We start from the raw sequence: 20,650 nt of genomic DNA, 5'->3' as shown, positions 1-20,650 counted from the left end.
CAGTTTTCGCGCTGCCCGCAAGCGCGGGTTGGTCGTGAACTTCGGCGCGGTCGGCGGGCCGGTGCGGGACCTTGATCCCATCGAGCTTGGCGAGGCCGGGTCGCTGTTCCTCACGCGGCCGCGTCTTGCCGACCACCTGCCGGACGGTCCGACCATCCGGCGCAGGGCCGCGGATATCTTCGGAGGGCTTCTCGACGAGGACCTCTCCATCGAGATCGCCGGGCGCTACTCGCTGGACAACGTCGAGGAGGCCCATGCGGCGCTGGAGGAGCGCCGGGTCGTGGGCAAGCCCGTCCTGGACCTGCCCTGACCGGCGCGGCGGGTGAGGAAGCCACCCGCCGTCGCGCTTCGCACAGCCGACTAGAGAATGAGGATCGTCCCGATGCCAACCAGGCGAGGGCTGGTGCTGGCGGCTGCCAGCATGCCCCTGATCGCGCACGCCCAGACGGAGCGCCCCCACGCCTCATGGCCGACGCGCCCGCTCCGCGTCATCGTGCCCTATGCGCCAGGGGGCCAGACGGACACGGTGGCGCGCCTGATCCAGCCGCGCCTCGCCGCGGCCCTGGGCCAGCCGGTCGTCATTGAGAACCGCAGCGGTGCGGGCGGCTCCATCGGGGCCGGGCTCGTCGCCAATGCGCCCGCCGATGGCTACACGCTGCTCTTCGATGCCGCCTCCTTCCTGATCGTCCCACTGGCTATCCGGAACCTGCCCTTCGACTACGAGCACGCCTTCGCGCCGGTCGGGCTCGCGACCGCGCAGCCCTATGTTCTGGCGGTGACCGCCTCCTTTCCCGCCGCGGACCTGGCGAGCTTCGTGCGCTACGGGCGAGGGAAGCCGATCAGCTACGGCTCGCCCGGGGTCGGCAGCATCGGCCACCTCGCGGGCGCGCTGCTCGGCCACGCGGCCGGGCTCACCTTGGAGCACATTACCTATCGTGGCGGGGCTGAGGCCGCTGCGGACCTGCTCGCGGGCAACCTGGAGGCGGCAGTCTTGAGCGCCTCCTCGCTGGAACCCCTGCTACCGACGGGGAAGGCGCGGGCCATCGGCCTGACCAGCCGGGACCGCAGCCCCCTGCTGCCCCAGGTCCCGCCGATCGCCTCCTCCGGCTACCCCGACGTCGACCTCGCCGGATGGAACGCCCTCTTTGCGCGCAGCGGAACGCCGGAGCCGGTGCTGGAACGCCTGGAGCAGGCCCTTCGCACCGCACTGGAGGACCCGCAGACCGGCGATGCCCTGCGCCGCATCGGCAGCGAGCCCGGCAGCATGAACCGCGCCGCCTTCGGCGCGCAGCTGGAACGCGAACGCGCGCTCATCCGCCGGATCGTGGCGGATACGCGGATCACCTTCTGACGCGCGGCGCAGAGCAATCGGGCGCAGTTCCGGGGAATCGGGCCGGCTCGCCCCGAACGGGACGTGGCCGGGCCGGGCCGACCGCGCCCGAGCCGCGGCCCGGGCGCAAGAAGGGATCCTTGGCGGCCCTACTCCATCCGGATCCGCATTTCCGCGAGCTTGCGGCCCCAGTACGCCGTCTCCTCCCGCACCGAGGCCGCGAACGCCCCGATGGGCCGGTCCGGAGCCGGCTCCATCCCCTCCAGGGCGATGCGCCTCCGGAACTCCTCCGTCGCCACCGCCCGCCGCGCTGCCGCCTCGTACTGGCCCATCAGCTCGGCCGGGGTGCCGCCGGGGGCGAAGACGCCGTGCCAGCCGGTGATGGTCACGCCGGTCAGGCCGGCCTCGGACAGCGTGGGTACCTCCGGCAGCGCGTCCATACGGTGGTCGCCCGTCACGGCCAGGGCCCGCAGCTTTCCCTCCCTCACCAGAGGAATGGCCGGGGCCGGCGAGCTGAAGATCAGCGCCACACGGTGCGCCACCACGTCCAGCAGGGCCGGTAGGCTGCCGCGGTAGGGCACGTGCTCCATCTGAATGCCGGCGGCATCGCAGAAGACGACCGCCGCCAAGTGGTTGTTGCTGCCAACGCCCGCCGAGGAATAGGCCATGCTGCCGACAGCCCTGGACTTCACCAGCGCGACCAGCTCCGCGAGGCTGGAGACGCCGAGGTCGGGATCGGCGGCGAGCACGTACTGGTAGGAGGTGGCCTGCACGACCGGCACCATCGCGGCCACGAGTTCCGTCCCGGCTCCGCGCTGCAGGTGCGGGTTGACCACGATATGGGTGCTGACAGAGTAGAGTAGCGTATTGCCGTCCGGCCGGGCGCGCGCAACGGAGGTGGTGCCGATGTGCCCGGCCGCGCCGCTGCGGTTCTCTACCACCACGGTGCGGTCCAGCTCCCGCGAGAAGAGCTGCGCGAAGCTGCGCCCGACGATGTCGGTGCCGCCCCCGGGGGCGTAGGGCACGACCATGGTAACGGCCTGCGGCTGGGCCGTGGCGCCCCGCGCGAGCAGCGGCACGGTGGCCGCGCCGCGAAGCAGGTGGCGACGGGTGATGGACATCAGCGCACCTCCTCGGTGAGCGCGAAGGAGCGCCGGTCGGCGGAGAGGATGGCCAGCAGCTCCCCGCAATCCGACAGCCTCTCGAAGTGGCTGACGTGGCTGACGACCTGGTCCGCCTCACGGTCGGTCAGGATGCCCGACACGTTGCCCCGGAACTTCGCCTCGATCTCGGCGAAGCTCACCGGGTTCTCCGGGCTGCCGCGCCGGTTCAGCTCCTCGTGGCTGTGGGTGGCTCCGTCCCGCAGGGTCACTGTCATCCGGCAGGCGTGTCGGAAGGGGGCCCCCATGGCCTCGATCCCGGAATCCTCGTGGGCGTGCACCCGGGCAATGAAGTCCAGCAGCCCGGGGTCGCGCAGCCGCTCCTCCGTGAAGTCGCCCGCGGTGACAGTGCCGCCGAGGGCGGTGACGGCCAGCCCGAAGGACAGGTTCATCTGCGCGGCCGTGATGCCGGCCGGACGATAGGGCCAGGCCGTGTGCACGTAAGTCATGTGCCCCATGCCGACATCCACGCGGGCGATGTCCCTGTGCGGGAAGCCGTGGGCCGCCATCAGCTGGCGCAGCGCGTCCAGCGCGGTGTGGATGCTGGTGACGGTCGGGTACATCTTAAACCCGACGTTGAGCGTCTCCCAGCTCTCCCCGAGGCCCGCCGTCAGCTTCTCCGGCACGGGGCGGCTGGAGAAGGAGCTGAGATAGCCCCCGTAGCCGGCCTCCAGGATCTCCGTGATCCCCGTGAAGCCGCGCGCCGCCAGCGCGGCCGCGAGCACCCCGGACTGTGCGGCCCGGCCAGCATGGAGGCGCTTCACCATGGCCCCCTCCTGCGCGGCCATGAGGCCCGCCGCCATGGAGCCCGCGATCCCGAGGGCGTGCTGCATCCGCCCCGCGTCCAGCCCGCGCAGGCGCCCGGCGGTCGCGGCGGCCACGAAGGTGCCGCTGGTGCCCTGGGGATGGAAGCCGTCCAGGAACAGCGCCATGGTGGCGGCGTTGCCGACGCGGGTCCCGACCTCGTAGCCCGCGACGATGGCCGCGAGCAGCTCGCGCCCGCTGACAGCGCCCTCCGCCTCGGCCCAGCCCAGCGCGATCGGCGTCGTGAGCGAGTTCGGGTGAAGGATGGACTCCTTGTGGATGTCGTCCATCTCGAAGCCGTGCCCGGCCGTGCTGTTTACGAGCACCGCCTGGGAGAGCGAGCCCCGCAGCCCAGTCCCCCACAGGGACGCCGCGGGAACTCCGCCCTCGGCCTCCACAACCTCCTGCACCATGCGCGTCCAGGGCAGCAGCGCGCCCTGCAGGCAGACGCCGAGCCCGTCGAGCAGGCACAGCTTGGCGCGCTCCACCACCTCGGGCGGCAGGTCCTCGTAGCGCAGCCCGGCAGCGAAGCGCGCCAGGTCGCGCGTGGCGTGCTGGAGCAGGACAGGCGGTTCTCCGCTCATGGACGACGTCTCCTCTGCAGGCATCCGATGTCGATGAGGCTAGAAGGGCGCCGTCCTACCGGTCCAATATATTGCTCGTCCCAAACCCATACGTGCAGGATATGGAAATGGAACTCAGGCATCTCCGCTACTTCCGCGCGGTGGCGGAGGAACTGAACGTCACGCGCGCCGCAGCCCTTCTCGGGATTGCCCAGCCGCCGCTCACGCACCAGATCAAGTCGCTGGAGGCCGAGCTGGACGTCCGGCTCTTCCATCGCGTGGGGCGGCGCATCGAGCTCACGGCTGCCGGGACCGTGTTCCTTGAGGAGGCTCGCGCCATCCTGGACCGCGCCGAGCGGGCGGCTGTGCTGGCTCGTCGGGCGGAGCGCGGCGAGATCGGCAAGCTGCGCGTCGGCTTCACTGCCTCCGCCTCCTTCAGCCCCTTCGTCACGGAAGTTCTGAAGACCTACCGGGCGAGGTGGCCCGACGTTGAGATCGGCTTGGTGGAGCGGCGCACCGCCCTGCTCACCGCGGCCCTGAAGGCGGACGACCTCGACGCCGCGTTCGTTCGTCCTCCGCTGGTTCCGGACCCGGTGGTCGAGGTGCGCTGGCTGCTGGAGGAGCCGATGGTGGCCGCGGTGCCCTCCGGCCATCCCGCGGTGAGGCGTCGCTCCGTCCGCCTGGAGGTCCTGCGGGACGATCCCTTCATCCTCTACCCGCGCCGCGGCGGTTCCGGCCTCTCGGAGCAGATCGTCTCGGAGTGCATGCGGCTCGGCTTCTCGCCACGCATCGGGCAGGACGCGCCGGAGCTGACGGCCGCCATCAACTTCGTCGCGGCGGGGATGGGTGTGGCGGTCGTGCCGGCCTGCATGCAGCACCTGCGTCCCGACGCGGTGCGCTACCTCGCCCTGGCAGGGAGTGGGCTACGGGCCGTGCTCGGTCTCGCCTATCGCGGTGGGAGCAGGTCGGAGACGCTGCACAATCTCTCAGCTACCGCGGCGTCGGTGAGTGCCGCGCACGGGTTCGCCGGGCCGGATGAGAGGGGCGGCGGGCGCGGCGATGGACTGGGCCTCGGGCCCGCAGGCCAGCCCGCAGGGTAGGGTCACACATCAAGGCGAGGCTGCTCCGGCGAGCCTGATCCCCCACCGCGGCGCGCCAGCTCCGTCCGCGCCGTGAAGAGCATGTCCGGGTTCCGCCCGAAAGCCCCCTCCAGCGCGCGGCCGAGCTGCGTCCCGTCCAACTCGTCCCAACGCCGCCCGCGAAGGGGCCCGCTCGGCACGCGCACCAGCAGCGCCGGCTCCGCCGACCAAGCCAGCAGCCGGTCCACGCTCGCCAGGGCCAGCATGTCGCGCAGGTGGTGCGCCGTCACATAGGCGTCGGGGCCGGCCCGGTGCGCGGGCAGCCCCGTCGCGCGATCCAGCCCCGCCGAGCTGCGCCAGTAACGCAGGCCCTGGTTGGAGTGGGTGGGGGCGTCCGGCCAGACACGCAGGGCGCACTTCCACGTGCAGATCCAGCGCGCTCGCCCACTCAGGGCCGGCGTGCACCAGCGCTGCTCGAACGCCGCGCGGTGGGCGGCGAGCGCGACCGCGTGCCCGCCGCGCAGGATATCCGGCGCCACCTCGGCCCAGGGCCTCGCCTCCGCCACGTCCTCCTCCACGATGTGGTGGATGGCCGAGGTGACGGCGGATATGGGAAAATCCGGGCGAACGAGCCGCGACCCCGGAATGCCATCCAGGTCCCAGCTGCCGTCGGCCCCCTGCGCCAGATCCTGCCAGCCGATCTCCACCACGCCGCCATTAGCGAAGCTGTCCCCGGTCGTCTCGAGGTCGATGACGCGCAGACGCGCCGTCGGCGGCGCAGGACTCTCCATCATAGGCCCATAACCGATGACGGGGCCCAGGGTTCGACCCATTGGCCTCGCCGCGTCCGGCCCGGCGTAACGGGGCCGCCCCGCGCACGTTCCGTCCGCGTGCAGGGGTGAGGGGCATGGGAGCTGTCGAGTTCGTGGCCCTCCTCCTCGCGGGGATCGGGCCGTTGCTGGCCCTGTCGCATCTGCTGGGCGTGCCGGCGACGGTGGTCCTGTTCGGCACCGGCCTCGCGGTCGGCTTCCTGCCGGGCGACGTCCCGGTGAAGGTGGACCCGGACCTCGCGATCTGGCTCTTCCTGCCCCCGGTCATCTACGCCGCCGCGGTCCGCATCACGCCGCATCTGCTGCGGCACGCGCTGCTGCCGGGGGTGGCCGTCGGGGGCGGACTCGCGCTGGCCACCGTGCTGGGCGTCGCGGCGGCCGTGCACTTCCTCCTCTTGCCGGGCCTTCCGCCGGCCGCCGCGCTGGTGCTCGGCGTCGTCGCCGCGCTGTTCGACACGCGCCTGTTCCAGGAGGTGAAGGGTGTCCCGCGCGTGCCCCGCGCCCTGGCCGACGCGCTGAAGGCGCGCGAGATGGCCTCCCGCGTCGTGGCGCTCACCGCGCTCGCCATCATCGCCTCCTCCGTCCGCGAGGGCGCGCCGCCCGGAATCGGGGAGGGGGCGCTGCACGTCGCCTGGGCCCTGCTCGGCGGCTCCGCCGTCGGTCTGGGTATCGGCCGCGCCGTCCTCTGGCTGCGCGACCGGGCGGGGCCGGCGCCGGTCGAGATCGCGGTCTCTCTCGCCACGCCCTACCTCGGCGCGCTCGCAGCACGGAGCCTCGGCCTCTCGCTCGCGGTGACGGTCATTGCCGCGGCGCTCGCCGTCTCCGCGGCGCGGGTGGATACCCGGACCGGGGAGGCCCGCTCCTCCGCCGAGGCCCGGATCTCCGGCATGGCGTTCTGGGAGGAGGCGAGCCTGCTCGTCTCCTCCATCCTGTTCCTCCTGGCCGGGCTGGCGGTGCCGGACGCCCTCGGCGATCTCGGGGGCTGGTCGCCGGCCACCGCCGTCGCGGCGGCCGCGGGCATCCTCCTCCTCGTGCTTCTCCTCTCCTGGCTCGGCTCCGCGCTCTCGACGCGCCTGCCGCCCGTGCGGGAGGCGTTGGCCGGGGAGGACACGGCCGGGCGGGCGGCCGCGGCGGGCGTGATGGCCTGGGCCTCCACCCGCTCCGTCCTCGGCCTCGTCGTCGTGCTCTCGGTGCCCACGGCCTGGCCGGACGGGACCCCGGTCGTGGAGCGTGGCCTGCTGCTCGTCGTCGCGGCGCTCGTCGTGCTCGGCTCCGTTGGCGTCCAGGGCTTCACCCTGCGGCGCGCGATCCGCGCGGCGGCGCTGCAGGGCAGCGGGGATGCGAAGGGGGAGGAGGCGCGGGCGCGCGGGGCCGCGACCGAGGCGCGCGAGCGGGCCACAGGCGAGGATGACGCGCACTCCGAGGGGATCGCGGCCGAGCGGCGCGTCCTGGTGGAGATGCGGGAGGGGGACGAGATCGGAGACGAGACGCTGCACAATCTTCTGCGCGAGGGAGATCTGCGGAAGCGGGCGGCGGAGGGCGACGCCGAGCCCGGCGCGGCACCTCCAAGGCCCTGAGCCGCGCACGGGCCCACACGCCCGATGCCGGCACGGGCCGGAACGCGGGGTCGTGCAGGGCCGCCTCTCCAGCCACGTCCCGGGACACGACGTCCTCCAGTGCTGCGCGCGTCACGCGCTCCGTGAGCGCCTCCGCCGCGACGGCGTATCACCTTCGCCCAGTCCGCAGCTTTGCGATGGAGCGCTTCGTAAGCGAGAGTAGGCGCTCGGGGCAGAATGCCTGACCAGAGCACTATAATCGGGACGCAGGCCCGAGCCCTGATCAGGCAATAGCAGCCCTCAATACGCACGCTTAGGTCCCGGACGCAGTCTCCCACTCTGCTATGGTGCCCGCGCCAGCCAGAAGCGCATCCGGCCATCCGCAAAGGCGGGCACCTCGAAACCCTTGCGGGAGGCAAGCAGCATAGGCTCTCGGTAGAGTGGAATGGCCCAGAAGTTTGCCCGCTCCAGGGCGAAGGCCTCGGTCAGCAGGCTCGTGCGCTTTCCGAGGTCCATCTCGGTCGCTGTCCGGTCGACGAGGGCATCGAAAGCAGGATCCGCGTACCCGCCGGCGTTCCAGCTGCCGCTCCGCTGGTCCCGGGTGTGAAAGACGTTGTTCAGGATGGAGAAGCCATCGAGCTGCGGCGTATTGGCCCAGCCCATCAGGTACATGTCCGGTTCCTGCTTCAGGAAGCGCTGGATAAAGGCGGCGTAGCGCGCGCCGGAGTAGCTGACCTTCACCCCCACGCGCGCCCACATCGCCGCGGCCGCCTGGCAGAGCCGGTCGCCGTTCACGAAGCGGTCGTTGGGACATTCCAGCCCGATGGTGAAGCCGTCCGGGTAGCCGGCCTCGGCGAGCAGCCGCTTGGCGCCCTCCGGGTCGTAGCTGGCGCGCTGCACCGCCTGCGCGGGCTCGTAGCCCGTGATCTCGCGGGCGATCAGGGCATGGGTCGGCTGGGTCAGGCCGCGCATGATGGCGCGGGTGATGGCCGGCACATCGAGCGCCATGGTCATCGCCTGCCGCACGCGGCGGTCCGCCAGCGGGTTGGGGCCGGCGCCCGCGGCCGTCTGGTGGGCTGCCCCAACGTTGAAACCGAAATACATGACGCGCAAGTCCTGCGCCTCGACGAGGGTGATGCCCGGATTCTGCCGCAGGCGCTCGGCGTCCTGGAGCGGCACGGGCGTGATCACGTCCAGCTGGCCGGAGAGCAGGCCGGCGAGGCGGGTGGCGTCGTTCGGCACCGGCCGGAAGGAGATCCGGTCGATGTTGTGCTCCCGCTTGTCCCACCAGTCCGGGAAAGCCTCGAGCACGGTCTCAGAATCCAGCTGGCGCGAGACGAGGCGGAAAGGGCCGGTGCCGTTGGTGTTGACGTTGGCGTAGCCGGCCGTCCCGCGGGCCGGGTCGGTGGGAAGCAGGGCGTCATGGGCCTTCATCCAGGCCTCGCTCAGGATCGAGATGCCGGCAAGGTCGTTGATGAGGACCGGGTAGGGCCCGCGGAGCAGGACATCGACCGTATCGGGACCGCTCTGCTGCACCTCCCGGATCATGTGGGTCACGGAGGCATAGGGCGAGTTCGGCACGCTGGCGCGCCGTATCGAAGCGACGACATCCGCCGCCGTCATGGGCGTGCCGTCGTGGAACCGCACGCCCTGGCGGATGGTGAAGCGGTAATGGTCGGGCGCCACCGCCACCCAGGCGGTGGCGAGCCCGGGCTGGAAAACCAGATTGCGATCCAGCCGCACGAGGGAATCGTAGATGTTGCCCAGCAGGGCCGCATTGGCCGTGCTGAACACGCCGTGCGGGTCCATGGTGGTGACCTCGCCGTTGTTCCCCCAGCGGATGGTGGTCTGGGCTTCCGCAGTGCCCCCGATACCGAGGACAAGCGCGAGGGCGGCGAGGATGCGCCGTGCCGGGTGGCGGATCATGCGTTGCTCCTGTCCAGGGGAAAGATGGGGCGGCGGACGTGCCGGAAGTCGAGCGCTTGCAGGTCGAGCGTGGCCACACCGGGCCCCTGGCATTCGACGTTGGCGCGGGCGAGCGGCAGGAAGCTCGGGCGGTGGTTGGTCTTCGACTTCAGGACGACATAGCGGAAGCGCGTCGGCTCCAGCCCGAAGATGCGGTACTGGAGCGGGTCCAGCGCCTCCACGCGCGCCTCACTCACCACCAGCGTCAGGCGGCCGGTCTCCAGCACCGCGCAGCGGCCGAGATCGACGGGCATGCCGGTGAAGATCGGCCCCTCCACCGTGAAACGGCCCAGAGCAATGCTGCGGACGGTGCCGGTGAGCCGCAGCGGGTGCAGGGGCTCCTTCAGGGCTGGAATAGGCCGCTTGCCGCCGATGTCGAGGGTGATGGTGGCGCCGACCCCCGCCTCGATCATCCGCGCAACCGACTCCGGGTCGCAGATCGGCCCGGCCAGGATGCCGTCCAAGCCCCTCTCGAGCGCGGCGGCGATGACGGCCATGGAATCCATGGTGCCACCCGAGTGGCAGTTGTCGGACATGTCTGCGAGGATCACGGGGCCCGAGCCCTCCGCAGCTCCCATGGCCGCCGCGCGCTCGATGGAGTCCGCCAGCGGCTCAAAGGCCGGGGTCGTGAAGCGGTCGCGCAGCGACCAGGCGAGGTCCACGATCTCCTGGGCAACCGCCGCCGCGCGCGCGGCATCCCCGCTCGCCGTGGCGAGGACGCAGAGGCCGGTATCCGCCGTGTCGGCCAGCGGAAAACCGGTGAAGACGGTGACGCAGGGCATGCCCTCCCGCTCCGCCCTGGCGGCCGCCTCGATCAGCAGGGACATGGGCTCCGCATCGGTAATGCACTTCACCATATCCGGTAGCATCGGGCAGCGCCGCACGACGGTGACCGGGTCGAGCCGCCCTTCCAGCACATCCCGCAGCATCCGCGCTGCCATGCGCCCAGTCGCCGGCATGTCCGTGTGAGGGTAGGTCCGGTAGCCCGGCATGACCGTGCAGTTTGCGATGAATAGGTCCGAGAGGTTGGCGTGGGAATCCAGCGAGGCGCCGATCGGCAGGCCCGGGCGAACGTGCCGGATGCGCGCCAGCAGCTCGCCCTCTCCATCCTCCACGCCCTCGGCCACCATGGCGCCGTGCAGGTCCAGCAGCATCGCGTCGCAGGAAAGGGCTGCCTGGCACAGGATGTCGGAAAGCCGCTCGAACGCCGTGCGCTCCACTGGCGCGCTCGGCAGGGCGCGCGCCGCGATCGGCACGGTGATGTCCGCCCCCATTTCTTCGGCCACGTCGAGAAGGCCGGAGAGGCCGTAGCCGGAGTGGCGAAAGGCCCTGTAGGCCTCGTCCCCGAAGAGGGGACCGCCAGGCCCGAAATCCTCCCACCGGGTCGGAACCGGCGAGAAGGTATTCGTCTCATGCTTGAACATGCCGATGGCGAGCTTCATGCGGGGCCAATCAGTGGTAGGGCGAGGCAGGAAGGTTGCCGTGCGACGCAGCATGAAGTCCAATATGGAAAAGTTGGAGCGAGCAAACTTACGGTTATGGGAACCCGCCCAATCAAGCTGCGCGAGCTGGAGATTTTCCGCGCCGTCCTCGATCTCCGCTCGGTAACAGCCGCGGCTCAACTCCTCGGCGTCTCACAGCCAGCTATCAGTAAATCCTTGCAGCAGCTGGAGGCCGGGCTCGGGTTTCCGCTCTTCGAGCGTCTCGGTGGGCGTTTGCTGCCGACACCTGAAGCCGAAGTGATGACTTATGCGCTGCAGGGTGTTCTCGGGTCGGTCGACGCGCTGCAATCGGCTGCCCGGACGGCACGGCAGGAGGCAGGTGGGCCCGTGACGATCGCGGCCCTTCCGACCCTTGCCACGGTCATCGTGCCGGAAGCCATCAGAATTGCCACCGAGCAGCACCCGAATCTCCAGGTCGGCCTGAAAATCCTGCCAACGCGCGAAGTGACGGAGGCAGTGGCCGTTGGCACGGCAGATATCGGGCTGGTTCACCGGCTGCTCGATGACGACCCACGCGTTCAGGGGGAGGATGTCGGTGCCACGACCATGGTCTGCGTCATGCCCGCGGCGCATCCGCTGGCCGCGCGGGCAGCAGTAGGGGCACCAGTGCTGAAAGGGATCCGCTACGTCTCCTATACGGTCGCTTCTCCGATCGGGGAGCGGATGGCTTCGGCCTTCGCCGCGGCCGGTGGAACCTACAAGCCAGCGGTCGAAGTTGCCTCCTCGACGGTTCTCTGCGAGGCCGCGCTCCGGTTGGGTTTGCCTGGAATTGTCGAGGACTCAGTGCTTTCTACGGGCTGGTGGCCTGGGCTGGTCGTTCGCCCACTCCGACCGGCCATCGTTCTGCGCCCCCGGCTGTTGCTCGGGCTGAGGCGGCCACTTTCCCTCGGTGGCCGAGCCGTGGCTGCAGCAATCAGAGGAGGTCTTGCCAGTTCTCCTGGGTCCTGAGCCTACAATTAGTGGCCAGGCCGGCGATATGTCGGGCAATACGTTGCTGGGCGACGCCGAGGTAAGCCATCTCGGACAGGAGCATGCCTTTCGGCCGCCCAGCGACAGTAGAGGAGATCGCGGACGCGGCAGTGCTTCTGGCCTCACGTCGGTCCAGCTACACCAGTGACACCATTCTGACGATCAACGGGGCGCCGACCTGATCCAAACCGCGCCCTGGAACGCCCGCCCGGTGATGGAGGAAAGAGCCGGGCGGGCTGGGGCGCTGTTGCGGAAATCGGTTTGAGGGCGTGGTTCGGTCTTTGATGCCCTGATCAGGCGCGAGCGACGGTGTCGGGCATACCAAGGGCGTTGAAGATGTTCAGGATTGCGCAGCGGATCTGCACTTCCGCGACCTGACGGGCCGGATCTCGGGCTGAGAGACGTTCGCCGAGGCGCTTGAGGCGGGACATCGCCGTCTCGGCTAGGCTGCGCCGGTGATAGCCGCTCCATCGCTTCCACAGTCGCCGTCCGAGGTGCCTGATGGCGCGCAGCGTCTCGTTCCGCTCGGTCGCTCCGGTGGTTCGCCTCTTCCATGGCTTGCCGTTGCGCCGCGGGGGCACGACGAGGTCGGCCTGGCGAGCCGCAGAGGCCTCGTAGACGCCGCGCGTGTCGTAGGCGCCGTCGCCACTGATCACCCCGATCCGCTCCCCTTCCGGCAACTGCGCGAGCAGGCCCGGTACGATCTCGCCGTCGCCATGCCGGTGATCTGTCATCTCCACGGCCCGCACCTCGTGGCTGTCAGCGTCGATCACCAGGTGCACCTTGCGCCAGACCCGACGCTTGTCGGCCCCGTGCTTTCTGACCTTCCACTCACCCTCGCCCAGCACCTTCAGCCCGGTGCTGTCGATCACGAGGTGCAAGGGGCCGCCCCGGGCACGATAGGGGATGGTGACCGTGAGGCTCTTCTGCCGCCGCGAGAGGGTGCTGTAGTGGGGCACCTGCCAGTCCAGGCCCGCCAGCCGGATCAGGCTCCCCGCCATGCCCTGGGCGGCTCGCAGCGGCAGCTGGTACAGCACCTTCAGCGTCAGCACCGCCTGGATCGCCGCGTCCGTGAAGACCCGAGGGCGGCCACGTCTGCCCGTACCTTCTGAGGTGTGCCAGGCCAGATCGGGCGAAATCCACACGGTCAGGTCACCGCGGGCAATGAGCCCTCGGTCGTACTCCCGCCAGTTCCGTGTCCGGTAGCGCGCCTTCGGGCGTCCGCCCTGCGCCAGTGCCTTGCTCATGCAGGACTACCTGCAAAGTTTGTGCAACAAGGCCCATCTGCCTGCCGAACTCGCGCCAACATATATCAACGTCATAGATGGACAGAAAGCGGCCGATAGCCAGCCACCCTCGGTAAGCCGCTCTCCGAGCTACTCCCCTCGAAAGCGGAAGTTCCGCTCCCGGCCAAAGTCGGTCAAACTGCTTCAGTGTCGCACGACGCTCAGCTTCCCTCCAGGCACGCCCCAAGTTCCATCTCGCTGACCGTCAAGTGATTGCCCCCCTCCGTAGGGGCAGAGACCAGACGCATCGCGAAGCGGTCCCACCGCCAGTGCCCGATCATCAGATGCAACGGCCGGGCGGTCGCGTCCCGCGTCAGCCGCTCCGTCCGGAAGGTCGGCGCCCCCGTCCGCAGGCCGAGCAGCGCGGCGACGGCCTTCGGGCAGGGCGCGGCGCCCATCTGCCGCTCCGTTCCCGCGGCGATGAAGCCGGCGGCCGCGAGCACTTCTTGAAGGGCGCTCTCCTCAAGCGCCCGCCGGTTGATCGCGGCGCCGATCTCGGCGGGCAGGTAGGTCACGGTGTGGAAGACCGGCGCTTCCTCCTGCCGCCGCAGCCGCGCGATGCGGAGCACTTGGTCGCCCTCCTCGATCCCGAGAGCGCGGGCCACCGCCCCGTCGGCTAGTTGCCACTCGAACCCCAGCAGCTCCACCCGCGTGCCCCGCACCAGCCGCAGCGGCCCCGACGAGTCCTCGAAGGCGGCGACGGCCTGCACCAGCCGGGGCTCGGCCACCCGGGCCGCCCGACCGGCGCTGCGGTGGATCAGCCCCTCCTGCGCCAGCGTGTCCATGGCGCGCCGCACCGTGATGCGGGAGACCCCGAAGCGCTCGCACAACTCCTTCTCGCTCGGCAAGGCGGCGCCTACGGGCAGGCGCCCGTTGCGCAGGTCCTCGTGCAGCCCGTCCAGCACTGCGCGATAGAGAGGCAGGTCAGGCTTCATGGGCGCTCCAGACGAAACCTATTATAACAGGTTGCCTTTACTATCATGACAGGATTAGGGTCACGGCAGAAGAGTTGAGGAAACGGCCATGGCCGGACGAGACCAGCAGCACGCCGTGCGCTGCACCCTCATGCGCGGCGGAACCAGCAAGGGCCTGTACTTCCGAGGCGAGGACCTGCCGCAGCCCGGCGCCTCCCGCGATGCCCTGCTGAAGGCGCTGATCGGCAGCGGGGACCTGCTCCAGATTGATGGGCTCGGCGGCTCCCGCCTCGTCACCGCGAAGCTCGCCGTCGTCTCCCCTTCCAACCGACTGGATGCCGACGTGGACTATACCTACGGCATCGTCCCGCCCGGCCGGGGCCTCGTCGTCTACACCAGCAACTGCGGCAACATCTCCGCCGGCGTCGGCCCCTTCGCCATCGACGAGGGCATGGTCGAGGCGCGGGAGCCCGTTACCGAGGTCCGCATCTTTAACACCAACACGGGCAAGCTGCTGATCGCCCACGTCCCCGTCCGTGACGGGCGCGCCCAGGTCGAGGGCGATCTCGCCATCCCGGGTGTCCCCGGCACCGGCGCCGAGATCCTGCTGGACTACCGCGCCACCACTGGCGCCAAGACAGGCCGCGTGCTGCCCACGGGCCGGGTGATGGACGAGATCGCGCTGGAGGACGGGCGCATGGTCCGCGCGACCATCGGCGACGTGGCGAACCCCTGCATCTTCGTCCCGGCCGCCGATCTGGGCGCCACCGGCAGCGAGTTGCCCGACGCCATCAACGCCGACGAGCCCCTGATCGCCGCCATGCGCGAGTTGCGGGGCAAGGCCGCCGAGGCGATCGGCCTGGCCACGGACTGGCGCGAGGCCGAGACGCAATCCCCCGCCCTGCCCCTCATGGTGCTGGTCGCGGCGCCCGCCGCCTATGCGGACAGCCAGGCCCGGTCCGTCGAGGAGGAGGCCATGGACCTGAGGGCCCGCCTGATCTTCTACAACAAGTGCCACGAGAGCATGGCGGGCACGGGCAGCATGTGCACGGCCGCAATGTCCCGCATTCCCGGCACGGTGGTGCACGGGGCCGTGCAGGCCGGGACGCCGCGCAACGCGGACACGCTCCGCATTGGGCATCCGCTCGGTGTCATGGAGGTGGTGGTGCGTGCCAGTCCCGGCGCCGGGCCGGAGGGCGCGCGATTCGAGCGGCTGGCCTTCCGCCGCACCGCCCGTCGGCTGATGCAGGGCACTGCCTATGTGCCCGCCAGCGTCCTGGCGCCCGTGAAGATCGAGGAAGCCGTGGCATGATCCGCCGCCCGTCCCTTGGCCGCCGCGCCCTGCTCGGCGCGGCCGGCGCCCTCCTCGCGGCGCCGGCGCTCCGCGCCCAGCCCGCCTTCCCGCAGCGCCCCGTGCGGATCGTGGTCGGCTACCCGCCCGGCCAGACGGTGGACCTGACGGCCCGCGCCTACGGGGCCGCGCTGCAGCAGGCCTGGGGCCAGCCCGTGGTGGTAGACAACCGTTCCGGCGCGAACGGCATCATCGGCGCGGAGGCGGTGAAGGCTGCCGAGGCGGATGGCTACACGCTGCTCTTCGGCACCTCCGGCCAGCTCGCCATCAACCCCGGCCTCTACAAGAAACTGCCCTACGCGCCGCTGACGGACTTCGCGCCGGTCGCCATGGGCGCCACCGGGCGGCTCTACCTGGTCGTCAACAAGTCCCTGCCCGTTTCCACCCTGCCGGAGCTGGTGGCCTATGCCCGCGCCCGGCCGGGCAAGCTCTCCTACGGCTCGGGCGGCATCGGCATCACCGCGCATCTCGGCACGGAGATCCTGAAGGCCGAAACCGGGATGGACGTCCTGCACGTGCCCTATCGCGGCTCCCCCGCCGCGCTGACGGGGCTGCTCAACAACGACGTGCAGATGATGATGGATGCCGGCTCGCTCCTCGTGCCGCAGATCCGCGATGGCGGCGTGAAGCCGATCGCCGTCTCCAGCCTGGATCGCTTCGCCGCCCTGCCGGAGGTGCCCACCGTGGCGGAGCAGGGCTTCCCCGGCTTCGAGGTGGTGACCTGGAGCGCGATGGTCGCGCCCGCCGCCACCCCGCCCGCGGTGGTGGAGGCGATCAACGCCGCCATGCGGGCCGCCGGGCGCACGCAGCCCGTGATCGACGCCGTGCGCGCGGGCGGCAGCGAGCCGCGGCAGCTCTCCACAGCCGAGTTCGGCGCCTTCCTGCGGCGGGAGACCGCCCTCTGGGCCCGCGCCGTCGCCACCTCCGGCGCGCAGGCGGAGTAGGCGCCCCGCTCCCCCCTCCTGAATCAGGCACGATCCGATGACCCCTCCTGCCAAGCTCCGCGCCCTCCTCGCCGCACAGGGCATGCTGCGCGCCCCCGGCGTCTATGACGGCATCACCGCCAAGCTCTCCGAGCAGGCGGGCTTCTCCGCCGTCTACATGACGGGAGCCGGCACCTCCGCCTCCCTCGGCTACCCCGACTTTGGGCTGCTGACGATGAGCGAGATGGCGGAGAACGGCGGCGTCATCGCGCGCTCCGTCACCATGCCCGTCATCGCGGACGCGGACACCGGCTACGGCAACGAGCTGAACGTCACCCGCACCGTGCAGTCCTACGAGCGCGCCGGCATCGCCGGGCTCCACATCGAGGACCAGGTCTTCCCCAAGCGATGCGGCCACCTGGACGACAAGGAGGTGGTCCCGCGGGAGGAGTTCGTCGCCAAGATCCGCGCCGCCGTCGCCGCCCGGCGGGACCCGGACTTCCTGGTGATCGCCCGCACCGACGCCCGCGCGGTGATCGGGATGGAGGAGGCGATCGCCCGCGCCAACCTCGCCCTGGAGGCCGGTGCCGACATGGCCTTTGTCGAGGCCGCGCGCACGATCGAGGAGGTGGCGGCCATCCCGCGCCTGGTGCGCGGCCCCTGCCTGCTGAACGTGGTGCGCGGCGGCAAGACGCCGGACCTGCCGCTCGGGCAGGCGGAGGCCATGGGCTACAAGCTCGCCATCCTTCCCAGCCTGCTGCTCAGCGCCGTGGTACAGGCCTGTGACGAGGCCCTGCGCGTGGTGCGGGACACCGATGCGCCACCCTCCTCCGCCGGGGCGCCCCCGGTGCGGGAACGCTTCCGCCGCTGGGGCGCAGACGAGTGGGATGCGCTTCGCACCCGCTTCCGCGATCCCGTCCCGGCCACCGAGCCGGCGCCGGCAAAGTAGCGCAGCATGCCCACCCTCCTCGACCGCCTCTGGGACCCGCACGTCGTCGCCGATCTCGGCGACGGCTGGTCCCTGCTGCACATCGATCGCGTGCTGATGCACGACCTCTCGGGTTGGCGCGCCATGGAGGAGATGCGGGAGCGCGGCCTGGCCGTCGCCGCGCCGGACCTCGCCTTCGCCACGCCCGACCACGCCGTCTCCACCGCTCCCGGCCGCCGCGGCGACAGTTACGGCCCGGGCGAGCGCCTCTGGTCCGGCCTGCGGGACGGCGCCGCGCGCAACGGCATTCCCTTCTTCGATCTCGGCCAGGTCGGGCAGGGCATCGTCCACGTCATGGGGCCGGAGATGGGCATCACCCTGCCCGGCACCACCCTCGTCTGCGGCGACAGCCATACCTGCACCAACGGGGGCCTCGGCGCGCTGGCCTTCGGCATCGGCTCCTCCGAACTGGTGCACGTGCTGGCGACCCAGGTGCTGCGGCAGCGCAAGCCCCGCGCCATGCGCGTGCGCTTCGAGGGGCGCCCGGGGCCGGGGGTGACGCCGAAGGACCTGATCCTGCACCTGATCGGCCGGATCGGCGCCGATGGCGGCGCGGGCCACGCGGTGGAGTTCGCCGGGGAGGCCATCCGCGCCCTCTCCATCGAGGGCCGCATGACGGTCTGCAACATGGCCATCGAGCTCGGCGCGAAGATGGGCTTCGTGGCGCCGGACGAGACGACCTTCGCCTACGTGGCCGGCCGCCCTTTCGCGCCCGGGGGCGCGATGCTCGACCGCGCCCTCGCGCAGTGGCGCGGCTTGGCCAGCGACGCGGACGCCGTCTTCGACCGGGAGGTCGTGGTGGATGCGGCCGGCATCGTGCCGACCGTGAGTTGGGGCACGAGCCCGGAGCACACCATCGCCATCGACGCGGCGATCCCGGCCCCCGGCGCGGCGCCGGATGCCGAGCGCCGCGCGGCCTGGCGCGCCGCGCTGGACTACATGGGCCTGACCCCCGGCCGCCCCATCGCAGGCACGCCGGTGGACTGGGTATTCATCGGCTCCTGCACTAATTCACGCATGTCCGACCTGCGGGAGGCCGCGGCGGTCGCGCGCGGGCGCAAGGTGGCGGAGGGTGTGCGCGCCTGGGTCGTGCCCGGCTCCGAGGCGGTGAAGCGCCAGGCGGAGGCGGAGGGGCTGGACGCCGTGTTCCGCAGCGCCGGCTTCGAGTGGCGGGAGCCCGGCTGCAGCCTCTGCGTGGCCGCGAACGGGGAGCGCGTGCCGGAGAGCGCGCGCTGTGCCTCCACCTCCAACCGCAACTTCGTCGGCCGCCAGGGCCCGGGGGCGCGCACCCACCTGATGGGACCGGCGATGGCCGCCGCGGCTGCCGTGACGGGCGCCATCATCGACGTGCGGAGGCTCGCGGCATGACACCCTTTACTACCGTCACCGGCGCCGCCGCGCCGCTGATGCGCCCGAACACCGACACCGACGTCATCATCCCCATCCAGCGCCTGACAGGCACGGCCCGGGACACGCTGGGCCGCTACGCCTTCGAGCCGCTGCGCTACGGCGCGGACGGCGCGGAGAACCCGGACTTCATCCTCAACCGCCCCGCGTTCCGCAGCGCGCCCATCCTGATCGCCGGCCCGAACTTCGGCTGCGGCTCCTCGCGGGAGGGCGCGGTCTGGGCGCTGATGGGCATGGGCCTGCGCTGCGTCATCGCCGAGAGCTTCGGGGACATCTTCCAGGGCAACTGCTTCCAGAACGGCATGCTCCCCGTCGCGCTGCCGGCCGATGCCGTGGAGAGGCTGGCGCGGCAGGCCGCCTCCGGCGCGCCCGTGACGGTGGACTTGGCGAGCGGGACGGTCACCCCGCCCGAAGGTCCTCCCATGCCCTTCACGGTCGCGCCGCTCCGGCGCGAGGCGCTGCTGGAGGGGCTGGATGAGCTCGGGCAAACCCGGAAGCGCTCGGCGGAGATTGCGGCCTGGCAGGAGCGGGACCGGGCGGCTCGCCCATGGATCTGGCGGGAGACAGCCTGATGAGCATGACGGCGCAGGAAGACCCTCGCGTGGCGGGCAACGCGACGGACCCGGCGGGCCCGACCGGCCGGCTGGCGCACTGGCTCTCCGCGCTGCGGCTGGAGGACGTGCCGGAGCGCGTCCGGGAACGCGCGAAGCACGTCACCCTGGATGGCATCACCTGCGCCCTGGTCGGCGCGCAGATGCCGTGGTCCCAGCGGGCCCTGGGGATCGTCACCGCCCTGGAGTCCGGCACCGCCACCGTCATCGGCTGCGGCCGCCGGACCTCGCCCTCCGCCGCGGCCCTGCTGAACGGCACCTTCATACAGGGCTTCGAGATCGACGACTTCCACCCGCTGGCGCCGCTGCATTCCGCCTCCGTCGTCCTGCCGGCCCTGCTGGCCTGCGCGGAGCAGCGCGGCGGCATCGGCGGGGCCGAACTCCTGCGCGGCGCCATCGCGGGCTACGAAGTGGGGCCGCGCGTTGGGCTGGCGCTGCACGGGGCTCAGATGCTCTCGCGTGGCTGGCACTCCGGCTCGGTCTTCGGCACCCACGCTGCCGCTGCCGCCGCCGGCGCGCTGCTGCGGCTGGACCCGGCCCGCACCGAGGACGCGCTCGGCCTCGCCGCCACGCAGTCCGCCGGCCTCATGGCCGCGCAGTACGAGGCCATGTCGAAGCGCATGCACCACGGCTTCGCCGCGCGTGCCGGCCTCTACGCCGCCTTCCTGGCGGAGGGCGGCTACACCGGCATCAAGCGGGTATTCGAGCGCGAGTACGGCGGGTTCCTCTCCACCTTCGGAGAGGGACACGACCCTGACGCGTCGCAGGTCGCGGACGCCCTCGGCGAGCGCTGGGAAGTGGAGCGCATCGCGATCAAGCCCTATGCCGCAATGGGCGGGCTGATCGGGCCGATCGACGCCGTGCTCGCCCTGCGGCAGCGCCGCCCGCTGCACGCAGAGCAGGTGGAGCGCATCGAGGTCTGGCTCAACCACGCCTCCTACCACCATGGCGGATGGACGGCCGAGCGGCCGCTGACGGAGATCGGGGCGCAGATGAACCTCGCCTACGCCGTCTCGGTCGCCGCCATCGACGGCGCCGCGCTGATCGGCCAGTTCGGCGAGAGTCGGATCGGGCAGGACGACGTCTGGGCGCTGGTGCCGAAGGTCACCGCGCACCACGAACCCGACTACGACCGGCGCGGCCCGGACGGGCGCGGCCGCTCCCGCATGCGCGTCACCTTCCGGGACGGGGGGGTGGAGGAGATCGAGATCGACGGCCCGCGCGGCGGGCTGCGCCACCCGCTGACCAATGACGAGATCGTTAGGAAGTACCGCCAACTCACCGACGGCATCGTCGAGCCCGCCCGCCGCGACGCGATCGAGCGCGCCGTGCTGGGTCTGGAGGCCTTGGGAGATGCCGGGGAACTCATCGCGCTGCTCGCACCACCGGCCGGCTGCGCCCTGCGCTGAGAC

At 71.4% G+C, this 20,650-nt stretch carries 17 protein-coding genes and 1 pseudogene; 11 read left to right on the top strand and 7 right to left on the bottom strand.

All coding sequences use genetic code 11. The features are described from left to right. A pseudogene (locus tag J5Y10_RS20435) lies at positions 1–310 on the top strand (hypothetical protein); the annotation flags it as partial. A 72-nt stretch (positions 311–382) separates the two neighbouring features. Further along, the gene (locus J5Y10_RS20430; protein WP_209375954.1) at positions 383–1,351 is read left to right on the top strand and encodes a Bug family tripartite tricarboxylate transporter substrate binding protein; all 969 of its coding nucleotides are present in this window, start codon (positions 383–385) and stop codon (positions 1,349–1,351) included. 128 nt (positions 1,352–1,479) lie between these two features. On the opposite strand, the gene J5Y10_RS20425 is transcribed toward J5Y10_RS20430, so the two are convergent. Beyond that, positions 1,480–2,451, bottom strand: coding sequence for a Bug family tripartite tricarboxylate transporter substrate binding protein (locus J5Y10_RS20425; RefSeq protein WP_209375953.1), 972 nt, complete (start codon positions 2,449–2,451; stop codon positions 1,480–1,482). Further along, positions 2,451–3,878, bottom strand: a complete 1,428-nt coding sequence (locus J5Y10_RS20420; protein ID WP_209375952.1) for an MmgE/PrpD family protein — start codon at positions 3,876–3,878, stop codon at positions 2,451–2,453. Before J5Y10_RS20420 ends, J5Y10_RS20425 begins: the two co-directional genes overlap by 1 nt. Before the next feature lie 107 nt (positions 3,879–3,985). Between J5Y10_RS20420 and J5Y10_RS20415 the strand changes: the two genes are divergently transcribed. Continuing rightward, a complete protein-coding gene (locus tag J5Y10_RS20415) occupies positions 3,986–4,957 on the top strand; it encodes a LysR family transcriptional regulator (protein WP_209375951.1) in 972 nt (323 codons plus the stop codon). A 2-nt stretch (positions 4,958–4,959) separates the two neighbouring features. Here the strand turns inward: J5Y10_RS20415 and J5Y10_RS20410 are convergent, their stop codons facing one another. Then, on the bottom strand, positions 4,960–5,730 hold the full coding sequence (locus tag J5Y10_RS20410; protein WP_209375950.1) for a DNA polymerase III subunit epsilon: 771 nt from the start codon (positions 5,728–5,730) through the stop codon (positions 4,960–4,962). Positions 5,731–5,843: 113 nt separating this feature from the next. Between J5Y10_RS20410 and J5Y10_RS20405 the strand changes: the two genes are divergently transcribed. Next, on the top strand, positions 5,844–7,343 hold the full coding sequence (locus tag J5Y10_RS20405; RefSeq protein WP_209375949.1) for a cation:proton antiporter domain-containing protein: 1,500 nt from the start codon (positions 5,844–5,846) through the stop codon (positions 7,341–7,343). 321 nt (positions 7,344–7,664) lie between these two features. Here J5Y10_RS20405 and J5Y10_RS20400 read toward each other — a convergent pair whose 3' ends face one another. Then, positions 7,665–9,248, bottom strand: a complete 1,584-nt coding sequence (locus tag J5Y10_RS20400; protein WP_209375948.1) for an ABC transporter substrate-binding protein — start codon at positions 9,246–9,248, stop codon at positions 7,665–7,667. Beyond that, positions 9,245–10,729, bottom strand: coding sequence for a M81 family metallopeptidase (locus J5Y10_RS20395; RefSeq protein ID WP_209375947.1), 1,485 nt, complete (start codon positions 10,727–10,729; stop codon positions 9,245–9,247). Before J5Y10_RS20395 ends, J5Y10_RS20400 begins: the two co-directional genes overlap by 4 nt. Between J5Y10_RS20395 and J5Y10_RS20390 the strand changes: the two genes are divergently transcribed. Continuing rightward, positions 10,700–11,737, top strand: a complete 1,038-nt coding sequence (locus tag J5Y10_RS20390; protein ID WP_209375946.1) for a LysR family transcriptional regulator — start codon at positions 10,700–10,702, stop codon at positions 11,735–11,737. The two genes, J5Y10_RS20395 and J5Y10_RS20390, sit on opposite strands and share 30 nt — an antisense overlap. A gap of 314 nt (positions 11,738–12,051) precedes the next feature. On the opposite strand, the gene J5Y10_RS20385 is transcribed toward J5Y10_RS20390, so the two are convergent. Beyond that, a complete protein-coding gene (locus J5Y10_RS20385; RefSeq protein WP_209375945.1) occupies positions 12,052–13,005 on the bottom strand; it encodes an IS5 family transposase in 954 nt (317 codons plus the stop codon). 200 nt (positions 13,006–13,205) lie between these two features. Continuing rightward, positions 13,206–13,979: a GntR family transcriptional regulator gene (locus tag J5Y10_RS20380; protein ID WP_209375944.1), complete on the bottom strand. Its 774-nt coding sequence runs from the start codon at positions 13,977–13,979 to the stop codon at positions 13,206–13,208. 88 nt (positions 13,980–14,067) lie between these two features. Here J5Y10_RS20380 and J5Y10_RS20375 point away from each other — a divergent pair, with 88 nt between their 5' ends. The 6 genes from J5Y10_RS20375 to J5Y10_RS20350 are packed head-to-tail and all read left to right on the top strand — an operon-like array spanning position 14,068 to position 20,647. Continuing rightward, a complete protein-coding gene (locus J5Y10_RS20375) occupies positions 14,068–15,270 on the top strand; it encodes a 2-methylaconitate cis-trans isomerase PrpF family protein (protein WP_209375943.1) in 1,203 nt (400 codons plus the stop codon). After that, positions 15,267–16,253, top strand: a complete 987-nt coding sequence (locus tag J5Y10_RS20370) for a Bug family tripartite tricarboxylate transporter substrate binding protein (RefSeq protein WP_209375942.1) — start codon at positions 15,267–15,269, stop codon at positions 16,251–16,253. The genes J5Y10_RS20375 and J5Y10_RS20370 overlap by 4 nt, the downstream gene beginning before the upstream one ends. 37 nt (positions 16,254–16,290) lie before the next feature. Further along, a complete protein-coding gene (locus J5Y10_RS20365) occupies positions 16,291–17,181 on the top strand; it encodes an isocitrate lyase/PEP mutase family protein (RefSeq protein WP_209375941.1) in 891 nt (296 codons plus the stop codon). A gap of 6 nt (positions 17,182–17,187) precedes the next feature. Next, entirely contained in the window at positions 17,188–18,588 is a 1,401-nt protein-coding gene (gene leuC, locus J5Y10_RS20360; protein WP_209375940.1) for a 3-isopropylmalate dehydratase large subunit, read from the top strand. After that, entirely contained in the window at positions 18,585–19,199 is a 615-nt protein-coding gene (leuD, locus tag J5Y10_RS20355; RefSeq protein ID WP_209375939.1) for a 3-isopropylmalate dehydratase small subunit, read from the top strand. Before leuC ends, leuD begins: the two co-directional genes overlap by 4 nt. Further along, positions 19,199–20,647: an MmgE/PrpD family protein gene (locus J5Y10_RS20350; RefSeq protein WP_209375938.1), complete on the top strand. Its 1,449-nt coding sequence runs from the start codon at positions 19,199–19,201 to the stop codon at positions 20,645–20,647. Before leuD ends, J5Y10_RS20350 begins: the two co-directional genes overlap by 1 nt. The last annotated feature ends 3 nt before the right edge of the window (positions 20,648–20,650 follow it).

Source organism: Roseomonas indoligenes (assembly GCF_017813365.1).
GTDB lineage: Bacteria > Pseudomonadota > Alphaproteobacteria > Acetobacterales > Acetobacteraceae > Roseomonas > Roseomonas indoligenes.
This window is presented reverse-complemented; position numbering and strand designations above follow the sequence as displayed.

Excerpts from the sequence above, each read along its gene's own strand:
- J5Y10_RS20430 (WP_209375954.1), top strand. The coding sequence starts at position 383 with ATGCCAACCAGGCGAGGGCTGGTGCTGGCGGCTGCCAGCATGCCCCTG.
- J5Y10_RS20425 (WP_209375953.1), bottom strand. The coding sequence starts at position 2,451 with ATGTCCATCACCCGTCGCCACCTGCTTCGCGGCGCGGCCACCGTGCCG.
- J5Y10_RS20420 (WP_209375952.1), bottom strand. The coding sequence starts at position 3,878 with ATGAGCGGAGAACCGCCTGTCCTGCTCCAGCACGCCACGCGCGACCTG.
- J5Y10_RS20415 (WP_209375951.1), top strand. The coding sequence starts at position 3,986 with ATGGAACTCAGGCATCTCCGCTACTTCCGCGCGGTGGCGGAGGAACTG.
- J5Y10_RS20410 (WP_209375950.1), bottom strand. The coding sequence starts at position 5,730 with ATGATGGAGAGTCCTGCGCCGCCGACGGCGCGTCTGCGCGTCATCGAC.
- J5Y10_RS20405 (WP_209375949.1), top strand. The coding sequence starts at position 5,844 with ATGGGAGCTGTCGAGTTCGTGGCCCTCCTCCTCGCGGGGATCGGGCCG.
- J5Y10_RS20400 (WP_209375948.1), bottom strand. The coding sequence starts at position 9,248 with ATGATCCGCCACCCGGCACGGCGCATCCTCGCCGCCCTCGCGCTTGTC.
- J5Y10_RS20390 (WP_209375946.1), top strand. The coding sequence starts at position 10,700 with ATGCTTGAACATGCCGATGGCGAGCTTCATGCGGGGCCAATCAGTGGT.
- J5Y10_RS20395 (WP_209375947.1), bottom strand. The coding sequence starts at position 10,729 with ATGAAGCTCGCCATCGGCATGTTCAAGCATGAGACGAATACCTTCTCG.
- J5Y10_RS20385 (WP_209375945.1), bottom strand. The coding sequence starts at position 13,005 with ATGAGCAAGGCACTGGCGCAGGGCGGACGCCCGAAGGCGCGCTACCGG.
- J5Y10_RS20380 (WP_209375944.1), bottom strand. The coding sequence starts at position 13,979 with ATGAAGCCTGACCTGCCTCTCTATCGCGCAGTGCTGGACGGGCTGCAC.
- J5Y10_RS20375 (WP_209375943.1), top strand. The coding sequence starts at position 14,068 with ATGGCCGGACGAGACCAGCAGCACGCCGTGCGCTGCACCCTCATGCGC.
- J5Y10_RS20370 (WP_209375942.1), top strand. The coding sequence starts at position 15,267 with ATGATCCGCCGCCCGTCCCTTGGCCGCCGCGCCCTGCTCGGCGCGGCC.
- J5Y10_RS20365 (WP_209375941.1), top strand. The coding sequence starts at position 16,291 with ATGACCCCTCCTGCCAAGCTCCGCGCCCTCCTCGCCGCACAGGGCATG.
- leuC (WP_209375940.1), top strand. The coding sequence starts at position 17,188 with ATGCCCACCCTCCTCGACCGCCTCTGGGACCCGCACGTCGTCGCCGAT.
- leuD (WP_209375939.1), top strand. The coding sequence starts at position 18,585 with ATGACACCCTTTACTACCGTCACCGGCGCCGCCGCGCCGCTGATGCGC.
- J5Y10_RS20350 (WP_209375938.1), top strand. The coding sequence starts at position 19,199 with ATGAGCATGACGGCGCAGGAAGACCCTCGCGTGGCGGGCAACGCGACG.